This window comes from Arthrobacter antioxidans, assembly GCF_023100725.1.
In the GTDB taxonomy this organism is placed as follows: domain Bacteria; phylum Actinomycetota; class Actinomycetes; order Actinomycetales; family Micrococcaceae; genus Arthrobacter_D; species Arthrobacter_D antioxidans.
This window is the reverse complement of the sequence record NZ_CP095501.1, coordinates 2,549,704-2,570,406: the sequence shown is the minus strand read 5'-3', so window position 1 is coordinate 2,570,406 and position 20,703 is coordinate 2,549,704. Positions and strand designations below refer to the sequence as shown.

Here is a 20,703-nt window from a genome sequence, read left to right as displayed (position 1 = left end):
CGACACCCCGACCCCGGAGCCCGCACCGGACCGCGACGCCGGGGCAGGTCACGTGACTGCCGCGACGGCCGTTCGTGCCGATCCGGCCCCCGGTGCCGCCGATCCCCGGGCCGCCGACGGGCCTGCCGCAGGGGAGGGCCAGCCCGAGGGCGGGCCGTCCGCCGCGCCCGGTCCGCAAGCCGCTCGGCTGCATGCCGCATCGGCCCGCGCCCGCTCGCTGCTGCAGTCGGTGGCGCAGCGCTGGCGCCGCTCCCTCCAGTTCCGGACCGTCGTCGCGACGATGCTCCTCACCTCGGTCTCCTTCGTCGCCGTCGGCGGGTTCCTCTCGAACCAGATCGCCGGGGCCCTCTACGACCAGCGCTTCGACCAGTTCAGTGCCGAGGCCACCGAGGAGCTGACCCGGACGAAGGCCGTCTTCAGGGAGTCCTCCGCGACCGACCGCGACACCACCAGCCGCCTCGTGCTGGACTCCGTCGAGGCACTCGTCAGCCTGGACACCGACGCGCCGCGCCATGCGATCCTGGTGCCCATCTCGGGCGACGTCCTCGTCCCCACCACGGTGAGCCAGAACGGCGTGACGGCCAGCATGCTCCCGCAGGACCTGCAGGAGGCCGTCGCGGACGGTCCGGACATCCACTGGGCCCCCATGCAGATCCCGGTCACGGAGGACGGTGCGACCGACGCGCCCGGGATCGCGTTCGGGACCCAGGTGCAGCTCCCCCCGGACCAGGCCTCGTACGCGCTGTACGTCTACTACGATCTGTCGGCCATGCAGTCCACCCTCGACGACATCCACCGGGTGCTGTGGCTGGCCGGTGTCGTCCTCCTGCTCGTCATCGGTGCGATCGCCTGGTACGTGACGCGGAGCGTCGTCCGGCCGGTGAGCCACGCGGCATCGGTGTCGGAGAAGCTCGCCGCGGGCCAGCTGCAGGAGCGCATGGAGGTCAGCGGGGAGGACGAGGTGGCCAGGCTCGGCGTCTCCTTCAACCACATGGCCGGGAGCCTGCAGGACCAGATCACCCAGCTGGCCCAGCTGTCGCAGATGCAGCAGCGCTTCGTGTCCGACGTCTCCCACGAGCTGCGCACCCCGCTCACCACGGTCCGGATGGCCGCGGAGGTCCTCTACGACGCGCGTGCGGACTTCAACCCCATCAACAAGCGGTCGGCCGAGATCCTGTTCGACCAGGTGGAGCGGTTCCAGGCGCTGCTCGCTGACCTGCTCGAGATCTCCCGGTTCGACGCCGGAGCAGCCGTCCTCGAGGCGGAATCGGTCGACATCGTGCAGCTCGTCCAGCATGCGATCGAGGGGGCGCGGCCCCTGGCGGAGCGGCTCGGATCGGACGTCACGATCGTGTCGCAGGAGACGCGGTGCATCGCGGACGCCGACGCACGCCGGATCGACCGCATCCTGCGCAACCTCATCGTCAACGCCCTCGAGCACGGCGAGGCGAAGCCGATGGAGATCCACATAGCGAGCAGTCCCGAGGCGGTCGCCGTCGCGGTCCGGGACCACGGCATCGGGATGACCACGCTGCAGGCCTCGCGGGCGTTCGACCGCTTCTGGCGGGCCGACCCCGCCCGGGCGCGGACGACCGGGGGCAGCGGTCTCGGACTCTCGATCGCCCTGGAGGACGCCCGGCTGCACAACGCCTGGCTCGAGGCGTGGGGCATGCCCGGGGAGGGCGCGTGCTTCCTCCTGACGCTGCCCCGGACCCAGGGGACGGAGCTGACGTCGTCGCCCCTGATCCTGCCGCCGCCGCCGGACGGCGGACCCGGGCCGGAACGTCCCGCCCACGATCACCAGACGGAAGCAGCACACGGACCGAGCGAGGGAGAGTAGTGGGAGATCACGCGACGGCCGTCCATCGGAGGGAACGTGCCGGCACCGGCGCCGCCAGGCTCGTCGTGCTGCTCGTCGCCTGCCTCCTCGTGCTCACGGGATGCTCGGCCATCCCGACGACGGGGCCGGTGGGGGTCATCGAGGCGTCCGACGGCGAACCGGACGCCGTCGCGCCGGTGTTCGACCCCGAGGGGCCCGCGCCCGGGGCGACGCCGGAGCAGATCCTCCGCGACTTCATCACCGCCGGGACGGGGGCGAGCGACGGCTACAGCGTGGCACGCCAGTTCCTGAGCCCCGAGCTGCGCGCGACGTGGCAGCCCGAGGAGCGGATCGTCCTGTTCCGGTCCGACCCGCGCGTCGAGAAACGCGAGTCCGAGGGCGTCTACCAGATCCAGCTGGAGACCGCGGGGACCGTCGACGCCCGCGGGGTGCGCACCAACACCGTCGTCCCCGCGACGGAGACCCTGGGCGTGCGGATGGTCCAGCTCGACGGCGAATGGCGGATCGACGAGATCCCGGACGGCATCATGCTCGCCCAGAGCAGCGCCCGCGATCTCCTCATCTCGCACAGCCTGTATTTCTACAGCAGCAACTACCGGTACTGGGTGCCCGACGCCCGCTGGTTCGTCCGGCGCACCGGGGTGACCGCGCGGATCGTCGGCGCGATGCTCGCCGGCCCGGCGCCCTACCTGCAGGGGTCGGTCACCAGCGCCTTCCCCGAGGGTGTCACGCTCGCCCGGGATTCCGTCCCGATCACCTCGGGCAGGGCGACCGTCGAACTCTCGCCGGAGGTCCTCGAGAACGCGACCAACCTCAAGCTCCAGCAGATGAACCAGCAGCTCCAGGCCAACCTGCTCGACCTCAACGACGTCACGTCGGTGGAGATGGCCAGCGACCAGCCCATCCAGCTGGGGCCGCCGGCCCCGGACCTCATCGTCCCCGAACTGACCCCCGATGTCGGCGGCGAGCAGGTGGCGGTCGCGGAGGGCGAGCTGGTGCGGGTCCGCAACGGCGCCGTCACCGGGATCGAGGGGCTGGACTCCGTGGGAGCGCTCGACCCGCGGGACCCCGCGACGTCCGTCTCGGGCAGCGCCTACTCCTTCCTCGACGCGGACCGGGAGACCCTCTACATCACGGCGCCGGGCAGCGAGGCGCGCGCCGTCGTCCGGGGCAGCGGGCTCACGAAACCTTCGTTCGATCCCGAGAACTGGGTCTGGACCACCCGATCGGCCGGGGGGCGGAGCGAGGTGCTCGCCGTCCCGCCGGGCGGCACGGAGGCGAACGCCGCGGTCCTCTCGGCCGGGTGGCTGGGGGACAGGGACGTCAGGGAGTTCCGCATCGCCCGCGACGGGTCACGCGCGCTGATCGTCACGGATCGTGGCGGCGTGGGCGAGGTCCTGCTGGCAGGGATCACCCGGTCGACGGAGGGTGTCCCGCAGTCGCTCACCACGCCGCTCACGCTACCGACTGACGGCTCGATCGACACGGCCACCTGGGCAGGGCAGAGCGTGATCGTCGCCTCCTCCGTCGGAGCGGGCGAAGCGATCCCCGTGATCCTGCACCTCGACGGCGACCGCGAGTCGATGGCCGCGCTCGACGGCGTCCTCGGCCTGAGTGCCGGATCGGACGCCGAGGACACCCTCTACGCCGAGGCGGGCGGCACGCTCTACTCACGAATCGGCGGCAGCTGGGTGGACGAGCAGCTCGCGGTGACGGATCCGGCCTTCCCGGGGTAGCGGTTGTCCACATGGCGGCGGTCCGGCCCCGGGCCCGCGTCGCCGGATGATCATCTGGGGGAATGCACGCCACCGACCCCTCGACCGTCCTGGACCGGATCGTCTTCGCCGGTCCCTGGCGGCGCATCGCCGATGCCCTCACGGCCTTCGCGGCGCTCGTCCTGCCGTCGTCCTGCGTGCTCTGCGGGCGGTGGGACACGTCCCTCTGCCGCGCGTGCAGCGCGGCCTTCCGTCGTGCGACGTCGCGCCCGTTCCGCGCGGAGGCGGGAGCCGAGTCCCTGCCCGACGTCGCCCTGGGCCCGGACGGGAGAGCCGGGCGCGACGACGACGGCACCCACGCCTACGGTCCGCTTCCCGTCGTCGCCGCCGGGCGGTACGGGCGGGCGGTGTCGGGTGTGCTGCTCGCCTACAAGAACCACGGGCACGTCGACCTCGCGGCTCCCGTGGAGGCGGCCCTCGCCGGAGCGCTGCACGAGGCGGTGGCGCAGCTGCGCCGCGGCCGGGCCGACCCGGCGGCAGTCCACCAGGTCCTGCTCGTCCCGGTACCGGGACGGGCCTCGTCCCGTCGGCGGCGCGGCTACGACCCGCTCATGCTCCTGCTGTCCCGCCTGGACCGCAGAGGCGACCTCCCGGCCGGCGCGAGGCTCGCTGCGGGGGCCCGCCAGGTGGCGCCGGTGTCGCGCCTGGCCGGCACCCTGGTCCGGACAGGGATCGGAGGGGTCGTCCGGGGCGGTCTGGCCGCGCTGTCCGGACCGGACGGCGGGCAGAAGGCCCTGGGCCGCCGTCGGCGCCGCGTGAACGTCCTGCAGTCGATGCGTGAGCCCAGGGACGCGCGGGCGCTGCTGGCGGACCGCGACTGCATCATCGTCGACGACGTCCTCACCACCGGCGCGACGATCGGCGAGGTGCACCGCGTCCTGCGGAACTGCGGGGCGCGGGTGCTGGGCGCCGTCGTCGTCGCCGCGACGTCCTCGCCCACCGGCGGCCACCCCGCCCCGCCGGCCGGACCGTCGGAGGCGGAGCATGGTGCCACCGACCCTGCACAGGCCCTGCCCGGCGACATACAGGAAGTTCGGGAGTGGCGAAGGGTGAATAAAAGAGGGGGGTGAACTACCGTGAAGTACGGGTACAACACAGTGACGATACGTACCCGTCGGTGGCGGCTCTGCAGGTACGCCTCGGCCGCCGTCGTATCACCTAGTGATGTGGAGGGCACCATGGAATTCGTGATCAATGGTCGGAACCTGGCGGTATCGGACCGTTTCCGTGAGTACGCGACGGAGAAGATCGACAAGATCGAGCAACTCGGCGACAAGGTACAGCGCGTCGATGCGAAAATCACCAAGGAGCCCAGTGCCCGCATGGCGGAGACCTCCCTCACGGTCGAGCTGACGGTGATCTGCAGGGGCCCGGTCGTCCGGGCCGAAGCGTCCGCGGCCGACAAGTTCGCCGCCTTCGATCTCGCCTACGGAAAACTCCTCGAGCGCCTGCGCCGTGCCCGCGACCGTCGCAAGGTCCATCACGGCCGCCACACCCCCGTGGCCGTCCGCATCGCCACGGCCGATCTCGAACCCGCCGATCCGGCGCAGCCGCTCTATCTCGAGACGTCGGCGAACGCCCCGACGTCCCAGGAGCCCGCGCCGCAGCCGGACGACGTCGACGCCTACGCCTCGCCCGACGACGTGCCCGCGGGCGACTCGCCGGTCCTGATCCGCCGCAAGGTCTTCTCCGGGGTCCCGATGACCCTGGACGACGCCGTCGACAGCATGGAACTCGTCGGACATGACTTCTACCTGTTCGTCGACTCCGAGACCGGAGCCCCGTCGGTGGTGTACCGGCGCCAGGCATGGACCTACGGGGTCATCACGCTCGATTCGAACGGCGCCGAAGGAACCGAGGAGCTCCTGGCCTACCGCGCCCGGGAAGCGGCCTCGGCCTAGCCGGGTCCACCACGGGCGGCACCCGCCGGCCGTGTTCCTCATCGACGACCACGGAACTGCCTCCGCGCCCCGCGCGGAGGCAGTTCCGTGCAGGAGCCCATGCCGAACCTCACCCTCGCCCAGGCGCGGCGGATCGCCCTCGCCGCCCAGGGACTGCATCGCCCCCGTCGTGAGACGCCTTCATCCCCACGCGCCGTCGCGACCGCCGCGCGGCGCCTGCAGGTCATCCAGATCGATTCGGTGAACGTCCTGACCCGGTCCCACTACCTGCCCCTGTTCTCACGCCTCGGATCCTACGATCGCGCCCGGTTCGACGCCCTGTACTCCCGGTCGCCGCGCAGGCTCGTCGAGTACTGGGCCCACGAGGCGAGCCTCGTGCCGCCCGAACTGTTCCCTCACCTGAGGGTGTGGCAACGCAGGACGTGGATGGGCGCGGGCAGTGTGCCTGCCGCCTGCGCGAGTCCCTGGAATCCGCGGTCCTCGATCTCCTCGGCAGGGGGACACCGCTCAGCGGGTCGAGCATCCAGCGGCTGCTCGGCGGGGACGCCGTGCGCCCCGCGGAGGGGTGGGGGTGGCGGTGGACCGCCCTGAAGCGCGTCCTCGAGGATCTCTTCGCCCGCGGCGAGATCGGTTCCGCCGGGCGGACGGACCAGTTCGAGCGCCTGTACGCCCCCGTCGCGCACGTGCTGCCCGACGCCGCCCTCGCCGTCGCCGCCCCGGACCGGACGGAGTCCCTGTCGGTGCTGGCCGAGCGGGCGGCGGGAGCGCTCGGCGTCGCATCCGCCCGGTCCGTCGCCGACTACTTCCGCACGCCCGTCCGGGAGACACGGTCCGTCCTGGACGCCCTGGCGGGCGCCGGGGTGCTCGAGACCGTGACCGTCGACGCCGGCGTGGAGCCGTGGTACCTGCATCCCGCGGCGGCCCGCCCACGCCAGGCCCAGGGGAGGGCGCTGCTCAGTCCCTTCGATTCGCTGGTCTTCGAGCGGGACCGGCTCCACCGGCTCTTCGACTTCCACTACCGCATCGGGATCTACACGCCGGCCGAACGGCGCACCCACGGGTACTACGTGCTGCCCTTCCTGCTGCGCGACTCGTTCGTCGCGCGGGTGGATCTCAAGGCGGACCGGGCGTCCGGTCGGCTGCTGGTGCGCTCCGGTCATGCGCAGCCCGGCGCCCCCGCCGACACGGCGGCCCAGCTCGCCGACGAGCTGCGCCTGCTGGCACAGTGGCTGGGGCTCGACGACGTCGTCGTCGAGGACCGTGGCGACCTGGCGTCCGCGCTCTCCGCGCAGGTCGGCACGCTACTGTGAGCGGACACGCAGTTCCGCGTCGCTGCAGCGTGCCGCAGGGAACTGGAACGGGGGGCCGGACGTCTCTCTCCCGTAGACTAGAGACGCCATCTTTGGGCAGCATCAGATTGGGAGCAAATACCAGTGCCATCACTTCTTGAACGAGTTCTACGCACCGGCGATAAGAAGACACTGAAGCGACTCCGGAACTACGCTGACGCGATCAATGTCCTGGAGGACGAATTCCGCGGGATGTCCGACGCAGAGCTGCGCGGGGAGACCGAGCGGCTGAAGAAGCGCCTCGCCGACGGCGCCACCCTGGACGATCTCCTGCCCGAGGCCTTCGCCGCCGTCCGCGAGGCGTCGAGCCGCACGCTCGGCCTGCGCCACTTCGACGTCCAGCTGATGGGCGGCGCGGCCCTCCACCTCGGGAACATCGCCGAGATGAAGACCGGCGAGGGCAAGACCCTCGTCGCCACCGCGCCCGCCTACCTCAACGCCCTGAGCGGCAAGGGCGTCCACGTCGTCACGGTCAACGACTACCTGGCCGAGTACCAGTCGGACCTGATGGGGCGCGTCTACCGGTTCCTCGGGCTGACCAGCGGCTGCATCCTCTCCAAGCAGGACCCCGCGACACGCCGCGAGCAGTACGCCGCGGACATCACGTACGGCACGAACAACGAGTTCGGGTTCGACTACCTGCGCGACAACATGGCCTGGAGTGCCACGGAGCTCGTGCAGCGCGGCCACAACTTCGCGATCGTGGACGAGGTCGACTCCATCCTCATCGACGAGGCGCGGACCCCGCTCATCATCAGCGGCCAGGCCTCGGGGGATGTGAACCGCTGGTACAACGAGTTCGCGAAGGTGGTCCAGAAGCTCACCGTCGACGCCGACTACGAGGTGGACGAGAAGAAGCGCACCGTGGGCGTCCTCGAGGACGGGATCGAGAAGGTCGAGGACTACCTCGGCATCTCCAACCTGTACGAGTCGGCCAACACGCCGCTCATCGGATTCCTGAACAACGCCATCAAGGCCAAGGAACTCTTCAAGCGGGACAAGGACTACGTGGTCCTCAACGGCGAGGTCATGATCGTCGACGAGCACACGGGCCGCATCCTCGCGGGCCGGCGCTACAACGAGGGCATGCACCAGGCGATCGAGGCGAAGGAGGGCGTGGAGATCAAGGCGGAGAACCAGACCCTCGCCACCGTCACGCTGCAGAACTACTTCCGCCTCTACGACACACTCTCGGGCATGACCGGCACCGCCGAGACCGAGGCCGCGGAGTTCATGTCGACCTACAAGCTCGGCGTCGTCCCCATCCCCACCAACCGGGAGATGGCGCGCAAGGACCTCTCCGACCTCATCTACAAGAACGAGGTCGCGAAGTTCGACGCCGTCGTCAAGGACATCGTGGAGCGCCACGAGACCGGCCAGCCCGTCCTCGTCGGCACGACGAGCGTCGAGAAGAGCGAGTACCTGTCGAAGCAGCTCGCCAAGGCGGGCGTCCGCCACGAGGTCCTGAACGCGAAGAACCACGCCCGGGAGGCCTCGATCATCGCGCAGGCCGGCCGCAAGGGCGCCGTCACCGTCGCCACCAACATGGCCGGTCGCGGCACCGACATCATGCTCGGCGGCAACGCGGAGTTCAACGCCGTCGCGGCGATGGAGAAGATGGGGCTGGACCCGGCGGACAACCCGGAGGAGTACGAGACCCGGTGGCCGGAGGCCCTCGAGGCCGCGAAGGAGGCCGTCAGGGCCGAGCAGGAGGAAGTCCGCGAGATCGGCGGCCTCTACGTGCTCGGGACGGAGCGCCACGAGTCGCGGCGCATCGACAACCAGCTGCGCGGCCGTTCCGGTCGCCAGGGCGATCCCGGACGGTCCCGCTTCTACCTCTCCCTCACCGACGACCTCATGCGCCTGTTCAACTCCGGCGGCGCCGAGCGGATCATGAACAGCGCGACCATGCCCGACGACGTCGCCCTGGAATCGAAGATGGTGTCGAAGGCCATCGAGAGTGCCCAGGGCCAGGTCGAGGGACGCAACGCCGAGCAGCGCAAGAACGTCCTGAAGTACGACGACGTGCTGAACCGCCAGCGCGAGGCGATCTACGGCGACCGCCGCAGGATCCTCGAGGGCGACGACCTCAAGGAGAAGGTGCAGTTCTTCCTCGAGGACGTCATCACCGCGATGGTCGACGAGGCGACGGTGCAGGGCCACGGCGACGACTGGGACTACGACCTGCTGTGGACGAACCTCAGGACGCTGTACCCGATCACCCTGACGGCCGACGAGGTCATCGAGGAAGCGGGCGGGAAGTCCAAGCTCACCCGCGACTTCCTGCACGACGAGATCCTGTCCGACGCGAAGCTGGCCTACCAGGCGCGTGAGGAGTCGCTCGGGGAGCAGACGGTGCGCGAACTGGAGCGTCGCGTGGTGCTCTCGGTCATCGGACGGAAGTGGCAGGAGCACCTCTACGAGATGGACTACCTCAAGGAGGGCATCGGCCTCCGCGCGATGGCGCAGAGGGATCCGCTGGTCGAGTACCAGCGCGAGGGTTTCATCCTCTTCCAGGCGATGATGGAGTCGATCCGCGAGGAGAGCATCGGCTACCTGTTCAACCTGGAGGTGGAGGTCTCCACACCGGCCCAGACCGGTCTCCCCGGGGTCACGGACGGCCGCGGAGTGGTCCAGGCGCCGACGATCAGGGCCGCCGGACTCGAGGCACCCGCCAAGCCCGCCACGCTCAACTTCATCGCCCCCAACGCCCAGGGCGAGGCCGAGGTGCACGTGGAGCGGAACAAGGCACAGCAGGCAGCCCCCTCGAACGGCCGGAAGACCAGGAAGAAGTAGTCAGCCGATCTCGAGGGCGGTGACCCGCCACGCGCCGCGCCGTTGCTCGATCCGAAGAGCGACGGCGCGGACCCGTTTCCGGTCGAAAGCGACCACCGCGGCCTCGAACACGCCGGGGCTGACGGTGCAGACGCGGGCGGAGCGCACCACGACGTTCCGGTGCGTGCTCTCCCGGACCTCCCCGCCCCGACCGGCAGGACGCGCGCCGATGCAGCGCACCAGGTTGGTGCGTAACTGGAGTCGCTCGTAGTTCTCCGCGTCGAGCCAGCGGGCCATCTGCTGCAGGGGGCGTGATCCGTCCAGTACTTCGAGTGCCCCCTGGCAGACGGACCGGGCGATCCCGGCGATCCGGAGCTCGACGTCCGGATCCGCGCCGCCCGTCGCGTCTCCGTCCGGCGGCGGGCCGTAGGTCGGGCCGGGTCCGATGGCCGTGTCCGCCGGTGACCTGAGCGGGATCACGGCGGCCTGCGCGTCGGCAGGGCGGGGCGGCGTCCCCAGCAGGGGTCGCGGCGCACCGCTGGCCTCGGCGAGCTGGGCGGTGGCGGGATGGAGCCGGGTGACGGCGTTCATGCTGATTCCCTTCGTGAACTGGTCGCGGGGCCGGCCGGTCGGACCGATCGGCCGACGGTGCTGGTGCTGGTGCTGGTGCTCGGTGGTCGTGCCATTCGGGTCAGTGCGGGCCGGTGACCGGGTCCCTACCCCGAGGGCGTCTGCAGGACCGTGCCGGGGAGCAGCAGCGACGGATCGTCCCCGATGGCGGCGCGGTTGGTGTCGTACCAGGCGGGCCACGCCTCGGCGATGTCCGATGCGGTCGCCATCGGTCCGAGCCGCGCGGCGACGATCGACCACAGGGAATCACCCGGCGCGACGACGGCCTCCTGTGCCTCGACGAGGGTGCGGCTCTCCGCGCGGAGCAGGGGCCCGCCGTCCACCTGCAGGCGTTCCGGCTTCCACGCCGGTGATACGGGCGTGAGTGCAGGGTCCGGGGACTCCGACGCCGCAGCGGAGGCAGGTGACCGATCGGCGGCGGTCGCCGTCAGCACAGGCCGGTCGCCGTCGTCCGAAGCGGCCTGCGCCATCGCGGGGACGGCGAGGAGGTTGACCCCGAGGAGCGCGGCGGCGAGTCGGCGCATCACCGCGGGGGTGCACCGGGAGGCGAGAGCCGCCCCGGCGGACGGGCCGCCTCGCCCGAGGAGTTCGGCAAGCACCGCGAGGACGAACAGGAGCACCCACACGCCGACGACGGCGAGGCCGATCGCCGTCAGCGCCATGCCGAGGACGCCCTCCAGGGCCGGGCCGTCAGCGGCACGACGGCCGACGAGGAGGACAGCCCCTGCCCCCGAAAGGGCGACCCCGCACCCGAGGATCATTCCGGCCTGGATCGCGTCTGACCTCTGCATGGCATCGCTCCTCATCAAGGCACCCAGTTTGATGTAGTTTGATGTGTTTTGTCTATAGCTCTTCCTTTTTGATGTCTCTCGTTCTGATTGACGTCGGGCAGGGCCGGTCCTAGGTTGGGGAAATGCGCTGGGATGCCCTCTTCAACGACCTCGAATCGCAGCTCCAGGCGGCAGTGGTCAGCCTCCAGGAGAGCGAGATCAGGGAGCGGACACGCTCGGAGCAGTCACGGCTGACCCTGGTGCAGAGGCTGCTCGGTCAGGTCGGTCGGCCGCTCGGGGTCTTCACGCGCGGCGGTCGAAGCCTCGAGGGAGTCCTCACGAACGTCGGCTCGGAGTGGATCGCCGTCGCGGTGGAGGGGCGGTCCGTGATCGTGCCGCTGTCGTCACTGCACCTGCTCCGGGGGATGGGGCGCGGCGCCGGCCAGCCGCTGTCGGGCGTCGGCGCCCGGTTGGGACTGGGGTCGGCGCTCCGGGTCCTGTCCCGCGACCGGGCGCACGTCACGCTCTGGACCGTGGGCCCCTCGTCCCGTCAGGCGGGGATCATCGACAGGGTGGGCACGGACTTCATCGACGTCGGCACCGCCGGACCCGACCGCGAGGGACGCCCGGCGGCGGGAAGGGGCGTCCTGACCGTGCCCTTCGCGTCCATCGACACGGTCGATGCGGCGGGAACGGCGGACTGAGCACGGCGTCGTGAATGCCCATCCCCGGGGTGTCGCGGGAGCGATCAGGCCGGTGGGATGCTCGCGGCGTCGTTCTTCAGCGCTGACGCCGTCTTCTCGTAGGCCCTGGCGATGTACTCCTCGAGGACCCGCGTCTCCACGCGCCACTGGCCGCGGCCTCCCACCTGGATGGCCGGAAGGTCGCCCGATCGGACGAGGGCATAGGTCTGCGACGCACTGATGTTGAGTACCTCGGCCACGTCGGCGAGGGTGAGGAAGCGCCGCTCGGCCACGGGTCCGCCTTTCCTGGTCGTTCGGGGTGTTCCTCCAGTCTGCCACCGCTGAGCCCGATTGCCGCGGTTCTCCACACGTCGAGCCCAGTTGTGGTCGACCGGTTCCCCTGGGGCCTACCGTGCACGACAATGACTTGCGGGGAGTGGGGTCCGATGGGGGTCCCACCGGTCGAGTGGGGGACGACAGTGAGCACCGACACGCGCGCCGTGCAGTTGCCGAGCGAGGCTCCGCGCCTGCGGAAGCCGTCCTGGAAGGATCCGAGGCTCCTGATCGGGCTCCTCCTGGTCCTCGCCTCCACCGCGGGGGTGATCGCGCTCCTGGACAGCCAGAACGCCACCACGCAGATGTACTCGGCCCGGGAGGACCTCGCCGTGGGGTCGAGGCTGACGGAGGAGGACCTGGTGGCTGTTCCGGTCCGCCTGGGGGACTCGTCCGCCGCCTACCTGCCCGTGGCCGACGGCATCCCTGACGGAGCGGTCGCCACGCGGCTCGTCACACGGGGAGAACTCGTCCCGGCCGCCGCGGTCGGCACGACCGACGGGCTCGGTCGCAAGCCGGTGGGGCTCACGGTCGAGGACCCGCTGCCGAACGGGGCCGCGGCAGGGGACCGGGTGGACGTCTGGGTCTCGCTCCGGACCGACACGAATTCCTACGAGGAACCCCGGCTGCTCCTCGAGGCCGCGGAGGTGGCGGAGCTGACCGTGGGGGAGTCCGCCCTCGGGGCGAGTTCCTCCACCCTCGTCCAGGTCCTCGTGGACGACGACGCGATGCCCGAGCTGCTGGGTGCGCTGTCGAACGATGCCCGGATCGCCGTCGTCCTGAATCTGGGCGCCGGTTCATGAGCATCCCGGTCATCACGCTCGGAGCGGAGGCGAGTGCCTACGTGCCCGGGCTGGAGCAGCTGCGCGGGCCCGTGACCGTCGTGCGTCGCTGCGCGGAGCTCACGGAGCTGGTCGCCGCATGCCAGAGCGGCCTCGCACGTGCGGTGATCATCGCTCCCGGTGCCGCCGAGCTGACGGCGTCCCTCGTCGACCGCCTGCGTTTCACCGGTGCCGTCGTCGTCGCGCTCTGCAACCACCTGCCGGGAGCCGACGGCCCCGTCCTCGACGGGATCGAGTACGTCGAGGTGACGGTGGAGCCCGCCGTGCTCGCGGCCGCCGTCACCCGGGCGGTGGGACGGTTCGAGGCAGACCCTGCCGGGCCGCGGGGTTCCCTCGCCTACGCCGATCCGCTCGGCCTGCCCGACGCGGTGGCCGTGCAACCCGCCGAGGTGGCCGAGGAACCGGGCGCCGGGCGGATCGTGGCCGTCTGGGGTCCGCCGGGGGCACCGGGGCGGACCACCGTGGCCCTCAACATGGCCGCGGAACTCGCCGCGGCGGGCAGCTCGGTCCTGCTGGTCGACGCCGACACCTACGGGGCGAGCATCGGTGCGTCGCTCGGGCTGCTCGACGAGTCGGCCGGCCTCGCCCAGGCCTGCCGCATCGCCGACCAGGGCCGCATCGACGGCACGGCGCTCGGCCGGATCGCGGTCAGTGTCGCGGTGAAGGGCGGCCGCCTGCGCGTACTGACTGGCATCACCCGCCCGGACCGATGGCCCGAGCTGCGGCCCGCAGCCCTCGGCAGGGTCCTCGAGGCGGGACGCTCCCTGGCGGAGGTGACCGTCGTCGACTGCGGATTCTGCCTCGAGGCCGACGAGGAACTCAGCTTCGACACCCTCGCGCCGCGCCGCAACGGTGCCGCCCTGCGCTGCCTGGAGGTCGCGGACACGGTCATCGCTCTCGGCGCGGCGGATACCATCGGCGTCCCGCGCCTCGTGAAGGCGCTCGCGGAACTCGGCGACGCGGTCCCGACGGCCACACCGCGTGTGGTGTTCAACAAGGTGCGGGCGGCAGCGGTGGGCCGTGCTCCCGAGACGCAGCTGCGGGAGGCCTGGGAGCGCTTCGGACCGTCCCTCGGGATCTCCGCCTTCCTGCCCATGGACCATGCGGCGGCGGACCGGGCGCTGCTCGCCGGAACGGCCCTGCTCGAGACCGCGCCGGGCTCCCCGCTGAGACTCGCTATCGCCGGCCTCGCCGATGTCCCCGCCGCCGGACAGACGCGGCGGCGCGGGCCCGGAGGGCGGCCGCGCAACGTGAAGTTTCCGGGTATCCCGGCTAGGCTTCCACGGTAAGAGGTCGCAACGGAGCGGCCTTTCATTTCGTTACGGAGGCCCTCCCCATGTCGTCTGGATCCAGGACAACGGATCAGTCAAGCTCGGACACGTCACGGGAGGATTTCGTAGAGCACTACTTCGAGCATCTCGCGCGCGAGGACGCCGTCGGATATGTCCCCACCGATCTCCGCCAGCGGGCGTTCGCCCACCGGGACCTCGCCGAATCCCGTGAGCCGGGAACGGCCTCCGTCGGCGTCATGGACCAGGGCACCTCGAGCGTCGTCATGATCGTCACCGACGACATGCCGTTCCTCGTCGACTCGGTGACGGCCGAGCTCGTCCGGCAGAACGCCGCGATCCGGCTGGTGGTGCACCCCACGTTCCTCGCGGTGCGGGAGGACGAATCCCACGCCCTCACGGCACTCAAGCGCGTCCCCTCGACCGCCGGCGCGTCGAGCGGGGACACCGCGGCCCTGCCGAACATCGGCGAGCTCGTGGGCCTCGACGGACGGACCACGCACATCGAGTCGTGGATCTCGGTGGAGGTCGCGCGACTGTCCGACGCGGCGGCGAAGGAGTCGGTCATCGACGGCCTCCACCGGGTGCTGGGCGATGTCCGTGCCGCGGTCGAGGACTGGCCCGCGATGCGCGGCACGGTGCGCTCCGTCGAGGCGTCGCTCGCATCGGTCGCCGGCGCCGAGCAGCTCCCCGACCTGCGCCAGGCGCAGGAACTCCTGCAGTGGCTCGACAACGGCAACTTCACGTTCCTCGGCTACAAGGAGTACGACCTCGTGACGGACGAGGACGGCGCCGACGCGCTCCGCGTGCGCGAGGGCAGCGGTCTCGGTCTGCTCCGGCACGGCAGTGGCGGCAGGCACCTGCAGCAGCTCACCGAGGCCGGACGCGCGAAGGCGCGCGAACGCCGGGTCCTGGTGATCACGAAGGCGAACTCGCGCTCGACCGTGCACCGCGCGGCGTACCTCGACTACATCGGCATCAAGAGCTTCGACGCCCAGGGCAACGTCGACGGCGAGCGCCGCTTCATCGGCCTGTTCGCCACCAGCGCCTACACCGGCTCGGTGCGCAACGTTCCCCTCGTCCGCGACAAGGTCGCCGAGGTGCTGCGCCGCTGCGGGTTCCCCTCGGACTCGCATTCGGGCAAGGACCTGCTGTCCATCCTCGAGACCTACCCGCGCGACGAGCTGTTCCAGATCGACGTCGCGGACCTGGTGTCCACGGCGCTCGGAATCCTGCGCCTGCAGGAACGACGGCGCACGCGGCTCTTCCTGCGGCCGGACGTGTACGGCCGTTTCATGTCCGCCCTCGTCTACCTCCCCCGCGACCGCTACACGACCAGCGTCCGGCGGCGCATCGAGGACGAGCTGCGCACCGCACTCGCCGCCGAGTCCATCGACTTCGAGGCACGGATGAGCGAGTCCGCGCTCGCGCGGCTGTTCTTCCGCATCAGGCTGCAGCGGGGGGTCGAGATCCCCCCGATCGACACCGCGGAGCTCGAGGAACGCCTCGTCCGCGCGGCCCGCTCCTGGTCCGAGGGAGTGGTCGAGGTCGCCCAGCAGCGGTTCGAGCAGGACAGCGCGCAGCGCCTCGCGACACTGTGGGCGGAATCCTTCCCTCCGAGTTACCGCGTCGACTACGAGGTCGAGGACGCCCTGGAGGACATCTCCCGGTTCGAGCGGCTGGCCGAGGCGGGCGACGGGGCTCCGCAGCTCCACGTGTACGTGCCGCAGCGGCAGGATGCCGAGGACGCCCGTCTCAAGCTCTACCTGACCGAGGCGAAGAGCCTCACGCAGATCCTGCCCTATCTCCACAACCTCGGCCTCGAGGTGCTGGACGAGCGGCCCTTCGAGATCACGCGGTCGGACGATCGCTCGTTCTTCCTGTACGACCTCGGGCTGAGGTTCCCGACCGGCATCTCGCCGCTTGCCACCGCGTCACTGCTGCGCGACGCCTTCAGGGCGGCCGTCACGGGCGACAGCGAGTCCGATCAGTTCGACCGGCTCGTGCTCAGCGAGGAACTCGAGTGGCGCCAGGTCGCGATCCTGCGTGCCTACGCCAAGTACATGCGCCAGATGGGCAACACCAACTCGTACGGTTTCGTCGCCGACACCCTGCTCCACAACCCGGTCGTCACCCGGGCCCTGGTGGCGCTGTTCACCGCGCGGTTCGACCCCGATCTCGACGGCGACCGGTACGCCGCGTCCGACGCGGCCCGGACCACGCTCGAGGAGGGCCTGGAGCAGGTGCCGACCCTCGACGCGGACCGCGTGCTCCGGACCTTCGCCAACCTCATCGAGGCGACCCTGAGGACCAACTACTTCCAGGACAAGCGCCACGTGAGCCTGAAGTTCGACACCTCACGGATCAACGGGGCCCCGTTCCCGCGGCCGAAGTTCGAGATCTGGGTCTACTCCCCGCAGGTCGAGGGAGTGCACCTGCGCTTCGGCAAGGTGGCCCGCGGCGGTCTGCGCTGGTCCGACCGGCGCGAGGACTTCCGGACCGAGGTGCTCGGCCTCGTCAAGGCCCAGACCGTGAAGAACGCGGTGATCGTGCCGACCGGGGCCAAGGGCGGCTTCTTCGCGAAGCAGCTGCCGGACCCCGCCCTCGATCGCCAGGCGTGGCTCGGCGAGGGCCAGGCCAGCTACCGCACCTTCATCCGCGGTCTGCTCGACATCACCGACAACGTCATCACGAACGGCACCACTGAGACGGTGTCGCCGCCGCCCCGCGTGGTCCGGCACGACGACGACGACGCCTACCTCGTGGTCGCGGCGGACAAGGGCACGGCGTCGTTCTCGGACATCGCGAACGAGCTGTCCGCGGAGTACGACTTCTGGCTCGGCGATGCCTTCGCCTCCGGCGGATCGGTCGGCTACGACCACAAGGCCATGGGCATCACCGCGCGTGGCGCGTGGGAGTCCGTGAAGCGGCACTTCAGCGAGTTCGACGTCGACACCCAGACCGACGACTTCACCGTCGTCGGCGTGGGCGACATGAGTGGTGACGTCTTCGGTAACGGGATGCTCCTCTCGGAGCACATCCGCCTCCTGGCGGCCTTCGACCACCGCCACATCTTCCTGGACCCCACCCCGGACGCGGCGGTGTCCTTCGCCGAGCGACGGCGCCTGTTCGAGCTGCCCCGATCGAGCTGGGAGGACTACGACCCCGCGCTCATCAGCGCCGGCGGCGGTGTGTACCCGCGGCAGGTCAAGTCCGTGCCCGTCTCGCCCGAGGTGAGGGAAGCGCTGGGCCTCGACGCCGGGGTCACGCAGCTGAGTCCCCCTGAACTGCTGCGCGCCATCCTCCGGGCCCCCGCGGACCTGCTCTACAACGGCGGTATCGGGACCTACGTGAAGTCCTCCGAGGAGACGAACGCCGATGTGGGCGACCGCGCCAATGATGCCATCCGGGTGAACGGCAGCGAACTGCGGGCGCGCGTCGTCGGTGAGGGCGGGAACCTCGGGATGACCCAGCGCGGACGCATCGAGGCGGCGCTGTCCGGGGTCGTCCTCAACACCGACGCCATCGACAACAGCGCCGGCGTGGACTGCTCGGACCACGAGGTCAACATCAAGATCTTCGTCGACAGGATGGTCCGGGCCGGGCGCCTGCAGCCCGAGGAACGCGCGGAGTTCCTGCAGTCGATGACGGACGAGGTCGGCCGGCTGGTCCTGCAGGACAACATCGACCAGAACGTGCTGCTGCTCAACGACCGCCAGCGGGTCGTCGAATGGGGCCCGAGCTACGAGCGCATGATGGACTGGCTGGAGAAGAAGGCCGATCTCGACCGGGACCTCGAGGCGCTGCCGACCACGGCGGACCTGCGCCGGAGGATCGACGCGGGCCAGGGCCTCACCGCGCCGGAACTCTCGGTCCTCGCGGCCTACGCGAAGATCGAACTCACCAGGGTGCTCTCGGCCAGCACCCTCGCCGACGATCCGTACTTCAGCGGCACGTTGCGGCGCTACTTCCCGCGCCAGCTCGTCGAGCGGTTCGACGACCTGCTCGACACCCACCCCCTGCGCCGGGAGATCATCTCGACCGTCGTCGCCAACGACATCATCAACATGGGAGGGATCACGTTCGCCTTCCGGGTGATGGAGGAGACCTCCGTCGCCGAACCGGAGATCGCCCGCGCCTTCGTGGCACTGCGCGAGATCTATTCGCTGGACGAGACCGTGGACACGCTCGCGGCGCTGCCGGCGGACTTCCCGACGGACCACTGGTGCACCGTGCACCTGGATCTGCGGCGGCTCCTGGACCGCGCCGTGCGCTGGTTCGTCAACCACGTGGAGCCGGGCACCTCGGTGGACCAGAACATCGACGCGTTCAAGCCGCTGATCGCGCCCTTCCGGATGCACCTCTGCGAGTATCTCCGGGGCAACGACCTGGAGCGGGCCCGCAGCTGGCGGGCGCGGGCTGCTCAGTGGCGCCTGCCGGACGAGCTCGGCCGGCACTGGGCCGAGCAGTTCGAATCCTTCGCCCTGCTCGACATCGCGCACGCCACGCGCAGGATCGACGAGCCCGTCGAGAACATCGCCCGTGTCTACTACGCGGTCTACGACCGCTTCGAGGTCGACAACCTGCTGGAGCGGATCACGAAGCTGCCGAGGACGGACCGGTGGCAGGCTCTCGCACGGGCGGCGTTGCGGGACGATCTCTACTCCACCGCCGCGGACATCACCGTGGCCGTCATGCGCGCGTCCCAGGACTTGCAGGACCGCGATGCCGGGGAACGGCTCCAGGCGTGGCAGGACCAGAACGAGGACCAGCTCCAGCGGGCGAGCAACATGTTCGCCGAGGTGAACATGCTGGAGCAGGACGACATCTCGTCGCTGTCGGTCGCACTCAGGCTCCTCCGCTCGATCGTCCGCTGACGGCCGCTCCCGGCGGAGGTGTCGGGCCTGGAGTGGCAGACTGGATCCCGGCGTCCCCGCCGGAGGGCCGGCGCCGGTCCGCGGTCCGCCGGCCGTTTTTTCGCAACAGAGAGACTCCATGGCTATCTTCACTGATCCGATCCGCGAGTTCGCCGGGTTCGAGCCCGGCGACGCGGAGTGGCTCCACCTCCTGGTGGGGGACTGGCAGATGGTCGCCGACCTCGCCTTCGCCGACCTCGCCCTGTGGTTCCCGCTCGAGGGGGGCGGGTACGTCGCGCTGGCGCATGCCCGGCCGTCGACGTCGCACACCGTCTTCCACAGCGACTTCGTGGGCGAGCGGATCCGGGCGGACCTCCAGCCGCTCGTCGACGTCGCCTGGGCGTCCCAGAAGATCGAGCGTTCCGGCGAGACCAACTGGACCACCGAGATGGCGATGCGGGTCGAGGCCGTCCCCATGGTGCGGAACGGCCGCACCCTCGCCGTCGTGACGACCCACATGGACCTGTCCAGTTCGAGGATGCCGTCCCGGCTCGAACTGACCTACCGCCAGTGCGCCTACGATCTCCTGCGCATGGGCACGCTCGGGCTGTGGCCCGACTTCGCGACCCCGACCGGGTCCCGCCGCGGCGCACCCCGCGTGGGCGACGGGCTGATCAGGCTCGACGTCGACGGCATCGTCCAGTACGCGAGCCCCAACGGGGTGTCGGCCTTCCGCCGCCTCGGGGACGTGGAGACCCTCGAGGGCCGGCCGCTCGCCGAGATCACCACGGGCCTGCTGAAGGACCGCCGCATGGTCGACGAGACGCTGCCCCTGGTGGTGACCGGCAGGATGCCGTGGCGCACGGAGATCGAGTCCCGCGGCGTCAGCCTGTCCCTGCGGGCCATCCCACTGCGGGACGAGAAGGAACGCTTCGGGGCCCTCGTGCTGTGCAGGGACGTCTCCGAGCTCCGGCGCCGCGAGATGGAACTCGTGTCGAAGGACGCGACCATCCGCGAGATCCACCACCGCGTGAAGAACAACCTGCAGACCGTGGCCGCGCTGCTGCGGATGCAGTCCCGCAGGATGGTCAGCGAGGAGGGGAAGCTCGGCCTCGAGCAGGCCATGCGCCGTGTGTCGACGATCGCGCTGGTGCACGAGACGCTGTCCCAGGGCCTCGCGCAGAGCGTCGACTTCGACGAACTCATCTCCCGCCAGTTCCGCCTGTCCGCCGAGGTGGCGTCACCGTCGCAGGCGGTCCGGACCGAACGCAGCGGGGACTTCGGGGAGCTTCCGAGCGACCTCGCGACACCGCTGGCCCTGGTGATCAACGAGCTCGTGACCAACGCCGTCGAGCACGGTCTGTCCGGCCGCGCCGGGACCGTGTGGCTCAGGGCGAACCGGCGGACGGAGGACGACGGCGAGGAGATCCTCTGCGTCACGGTCGAGGACGACGGCGTCGGCCTGCCGGTCGGCGGACACGCTGAAGGCCTGGGCCTCCAGATCGTCAGGACGCTGGTCACCAGCGAGCTCGACGGGACGATCGCGTGGAGCACACGTCCCGGTGGCGGCACGTCGGTCACCCTCGAGCTGGGACTGCGCCTCAACCAGAGCTTCTAGGCGGAACGGTTCGGGGCGGTCGTCCCACCGGCGGAGTCCGGA

The 20,703-nt window shown here is 70.7% G+C and carries 14 protein-coding genes and 1 pseudogene; 12 read left to right on the top strand and 3 right to left on the bottom strand.

The genetic code is table 11. From position 1 onward, the window contains the following. Positions 1-52: 52 nt before the first annotated feature. From mtrB to secA, 7 genes and pseudogenes are all read left to right on the top strand, one after another. Positions 53-1,840 (top strand): MtrAB system histidine kinase MtrB, encoded by a 1,788-nt coding sequence (gene mtrB / locus MWM45_RS11760; RefSeq protein WP_247826601.1) that lies wholly within the window; start codon positions 53-55, stop codon positions 1,838-1,840. Further along, a complete protein-coding gene (locus tag MWM45_RS11755) occupies positions 1,840-3,576 on the top strand; it encodes an LpqB family beta-propeller domain-containing protein (RefSeq protein WP_247826600.1) in 1,737 nt (578 codons plus the stop codon). Before mtrB ends, MWM45_RS11755 begins: the two co-directional genes overlap by 1 nt. Before the next feature lie 62 nt (positions 3,577-3,638). Continuing rightward, entirely contained in the window at positions 3,639-4,685 is a 1,047-nt protein-coding gene (locus MWM45_RS11750) for a ComF family protein (protein ID WP_247826599.1), read from the top strand. 108 nt (positions 4,686-4,793) lie between these two features. Then, positions 4,794-5,516: a ribosome hibernation-promoting factor, HPF/YfiA family gene (gene hpf, locus MWM45_RS11745; RefSeq protein WP_247826598.1), complete on the top strand. Its 723-nt coding sequence runs from the start codon at positions 4,794-4,796 to the stop codon at positions 5,514-5,516. 99 nt (positions 5,517-5,615) lie between these two features. Further along, positions 5,616-5,861, top strand: a pseudogene (locus MWM45_RS17705) (DNA glycosylase AlkZ-like family protein); the annotation flags it as partial. A 62-nt stretch (positions 5,862-5,923) separates the two neighbouring features. Beyond that, a complete protein-coding gene (locus MWM45_RS11740; RefSeq protein ID WP_336296662.1) occupies positions 5,924-6,826 on the top strand; it encodes a DNA glycosylase AlkZ-like family protein in 903 nt (300 codons plus the stop codon). Between the two features lie 123 nt (positions 6,827-6,949). Then, on the top strand, positions 6,950-9,661 hold the full coding sequence (gene secA / locus MWM45_RS11735) for a preprotein translocase subunit SecA (protein ID WP_247826597.1): 2,712 nt from the start codon (positions 6,950-6,952) through the stop codon (positions 9,659-9,661). Here the strand turns inward: secA and MWM45_RS11730 are convergent, their stop codons facing one another. Then, entirely contained in the window at positions 9,662-10,231 is a 570-nt protein-coding gene (locus MWM45_RS11730; protein ID WP_247826596.1) for an Rv3235 family protein, read from the bottom strand. A gap of 125 nt (positions 10,232-10,356) precedes the next feature. Then, complete coding sequence (locus MWM45_RS11725; protein ID WP_247826595.1) at positions 10,357-11,061, bottom strand: LysM peptidoglycan-binding domain-containing protein; 705 nt, start codon at positions 11,059-11,061, stop codon at positions 10,357-10,359. A 122-nt stretch (positions 11,062-11,183) separates the two neighbouring features. On the opposite strand from MWM45_RS11725, the gene MWM45_RS11720 reads away from it, so the two are divergent. Beyond that, a complete protein-coding gene (locus MWM45_RS11720) occupies positions 11,184-11,744 on the top strand; it encodes a hypothetical protein (RefSeq protein ID WP_247826594.1) in 561 nt (186 codons plus the stop codon). Positions 11,745-11,788: 44 nt separating this feature from the next. Here MWM45_RS11720 and MWM45_RS11715 read toward each other — a convergent pair whose 3' ends face one another. Then, positions 11,789-12,016: a helix-turn-helix domain-containing protein gene (locus MWM45_RS11715; protein ID WP_247826593.1), complete on the bottom strand. Its 228-nt coding sequence runs from the start codon at positions 12,014-12,016 to the stop codon at positions 11,789-11,791. 186 nt (positions 12,017-12,202) lie between these two features. On the opposite strand from MWM45_RS11715, the gene MWM45_RS11710 reads away from it, so the two are divergent. From MWM45_RS11710 to MWM45_RS11695, 4 genes are all read left to right on the top strand, one after another. Next, the gene (locus MWM45_RS11710) at positions 12,203-12,859 is read left to right on the top strand and encodes an SAF domain-containing protein (protein WP_247826592.1); all 657 of its coding nucleotides are present in this window, start codon (positions 12,203-12,205) and stop codon (positions 12,857-12,859) included. Further along, positions 12,856-14,187, top strand: a complete 1,332-nt coding sequence (locus MWM45_RS11705; RefSeq protein WP_247826591.1) for a CpaE/TadZ family protein — start codon at positions 12,856-12,858, stop codon at positions 14,185-14,187. The genes MWM45_RS11710 and MWM45_RS11705 overlap by 4 nt, the downstream gene beginning before the upstream one ends. A 47-nt stretch (positions 14,188-14,234) precedes the next feature. Then, complete coding sequence (locus MWM45_RS11700) at positions 14,235-19,064, top strand: NAD-glutamate dehydrogenase (protein ID WP_247826590.1); 4,830 nt, start codon at positions 14,235-14,237, stop codon at positions 19,062-19,064. 118 nt (positions 19,065-19,182) lie between these two features. Continuing rightward, the gene (locus MWM45_RS11695; protein WP_043441120.1) at positions 19,183-20,661 is read left to right on the top strand and encodes a sensor histidine kinase; all 1,479 of its coding nucleotides are present in this window, start codon (positions 19,183-19,185) and stop codon (positions 20,659-20,661) included. The last annotated feature ends 42 nt before the right edge of the window (positions 20,662-20,703 follow it).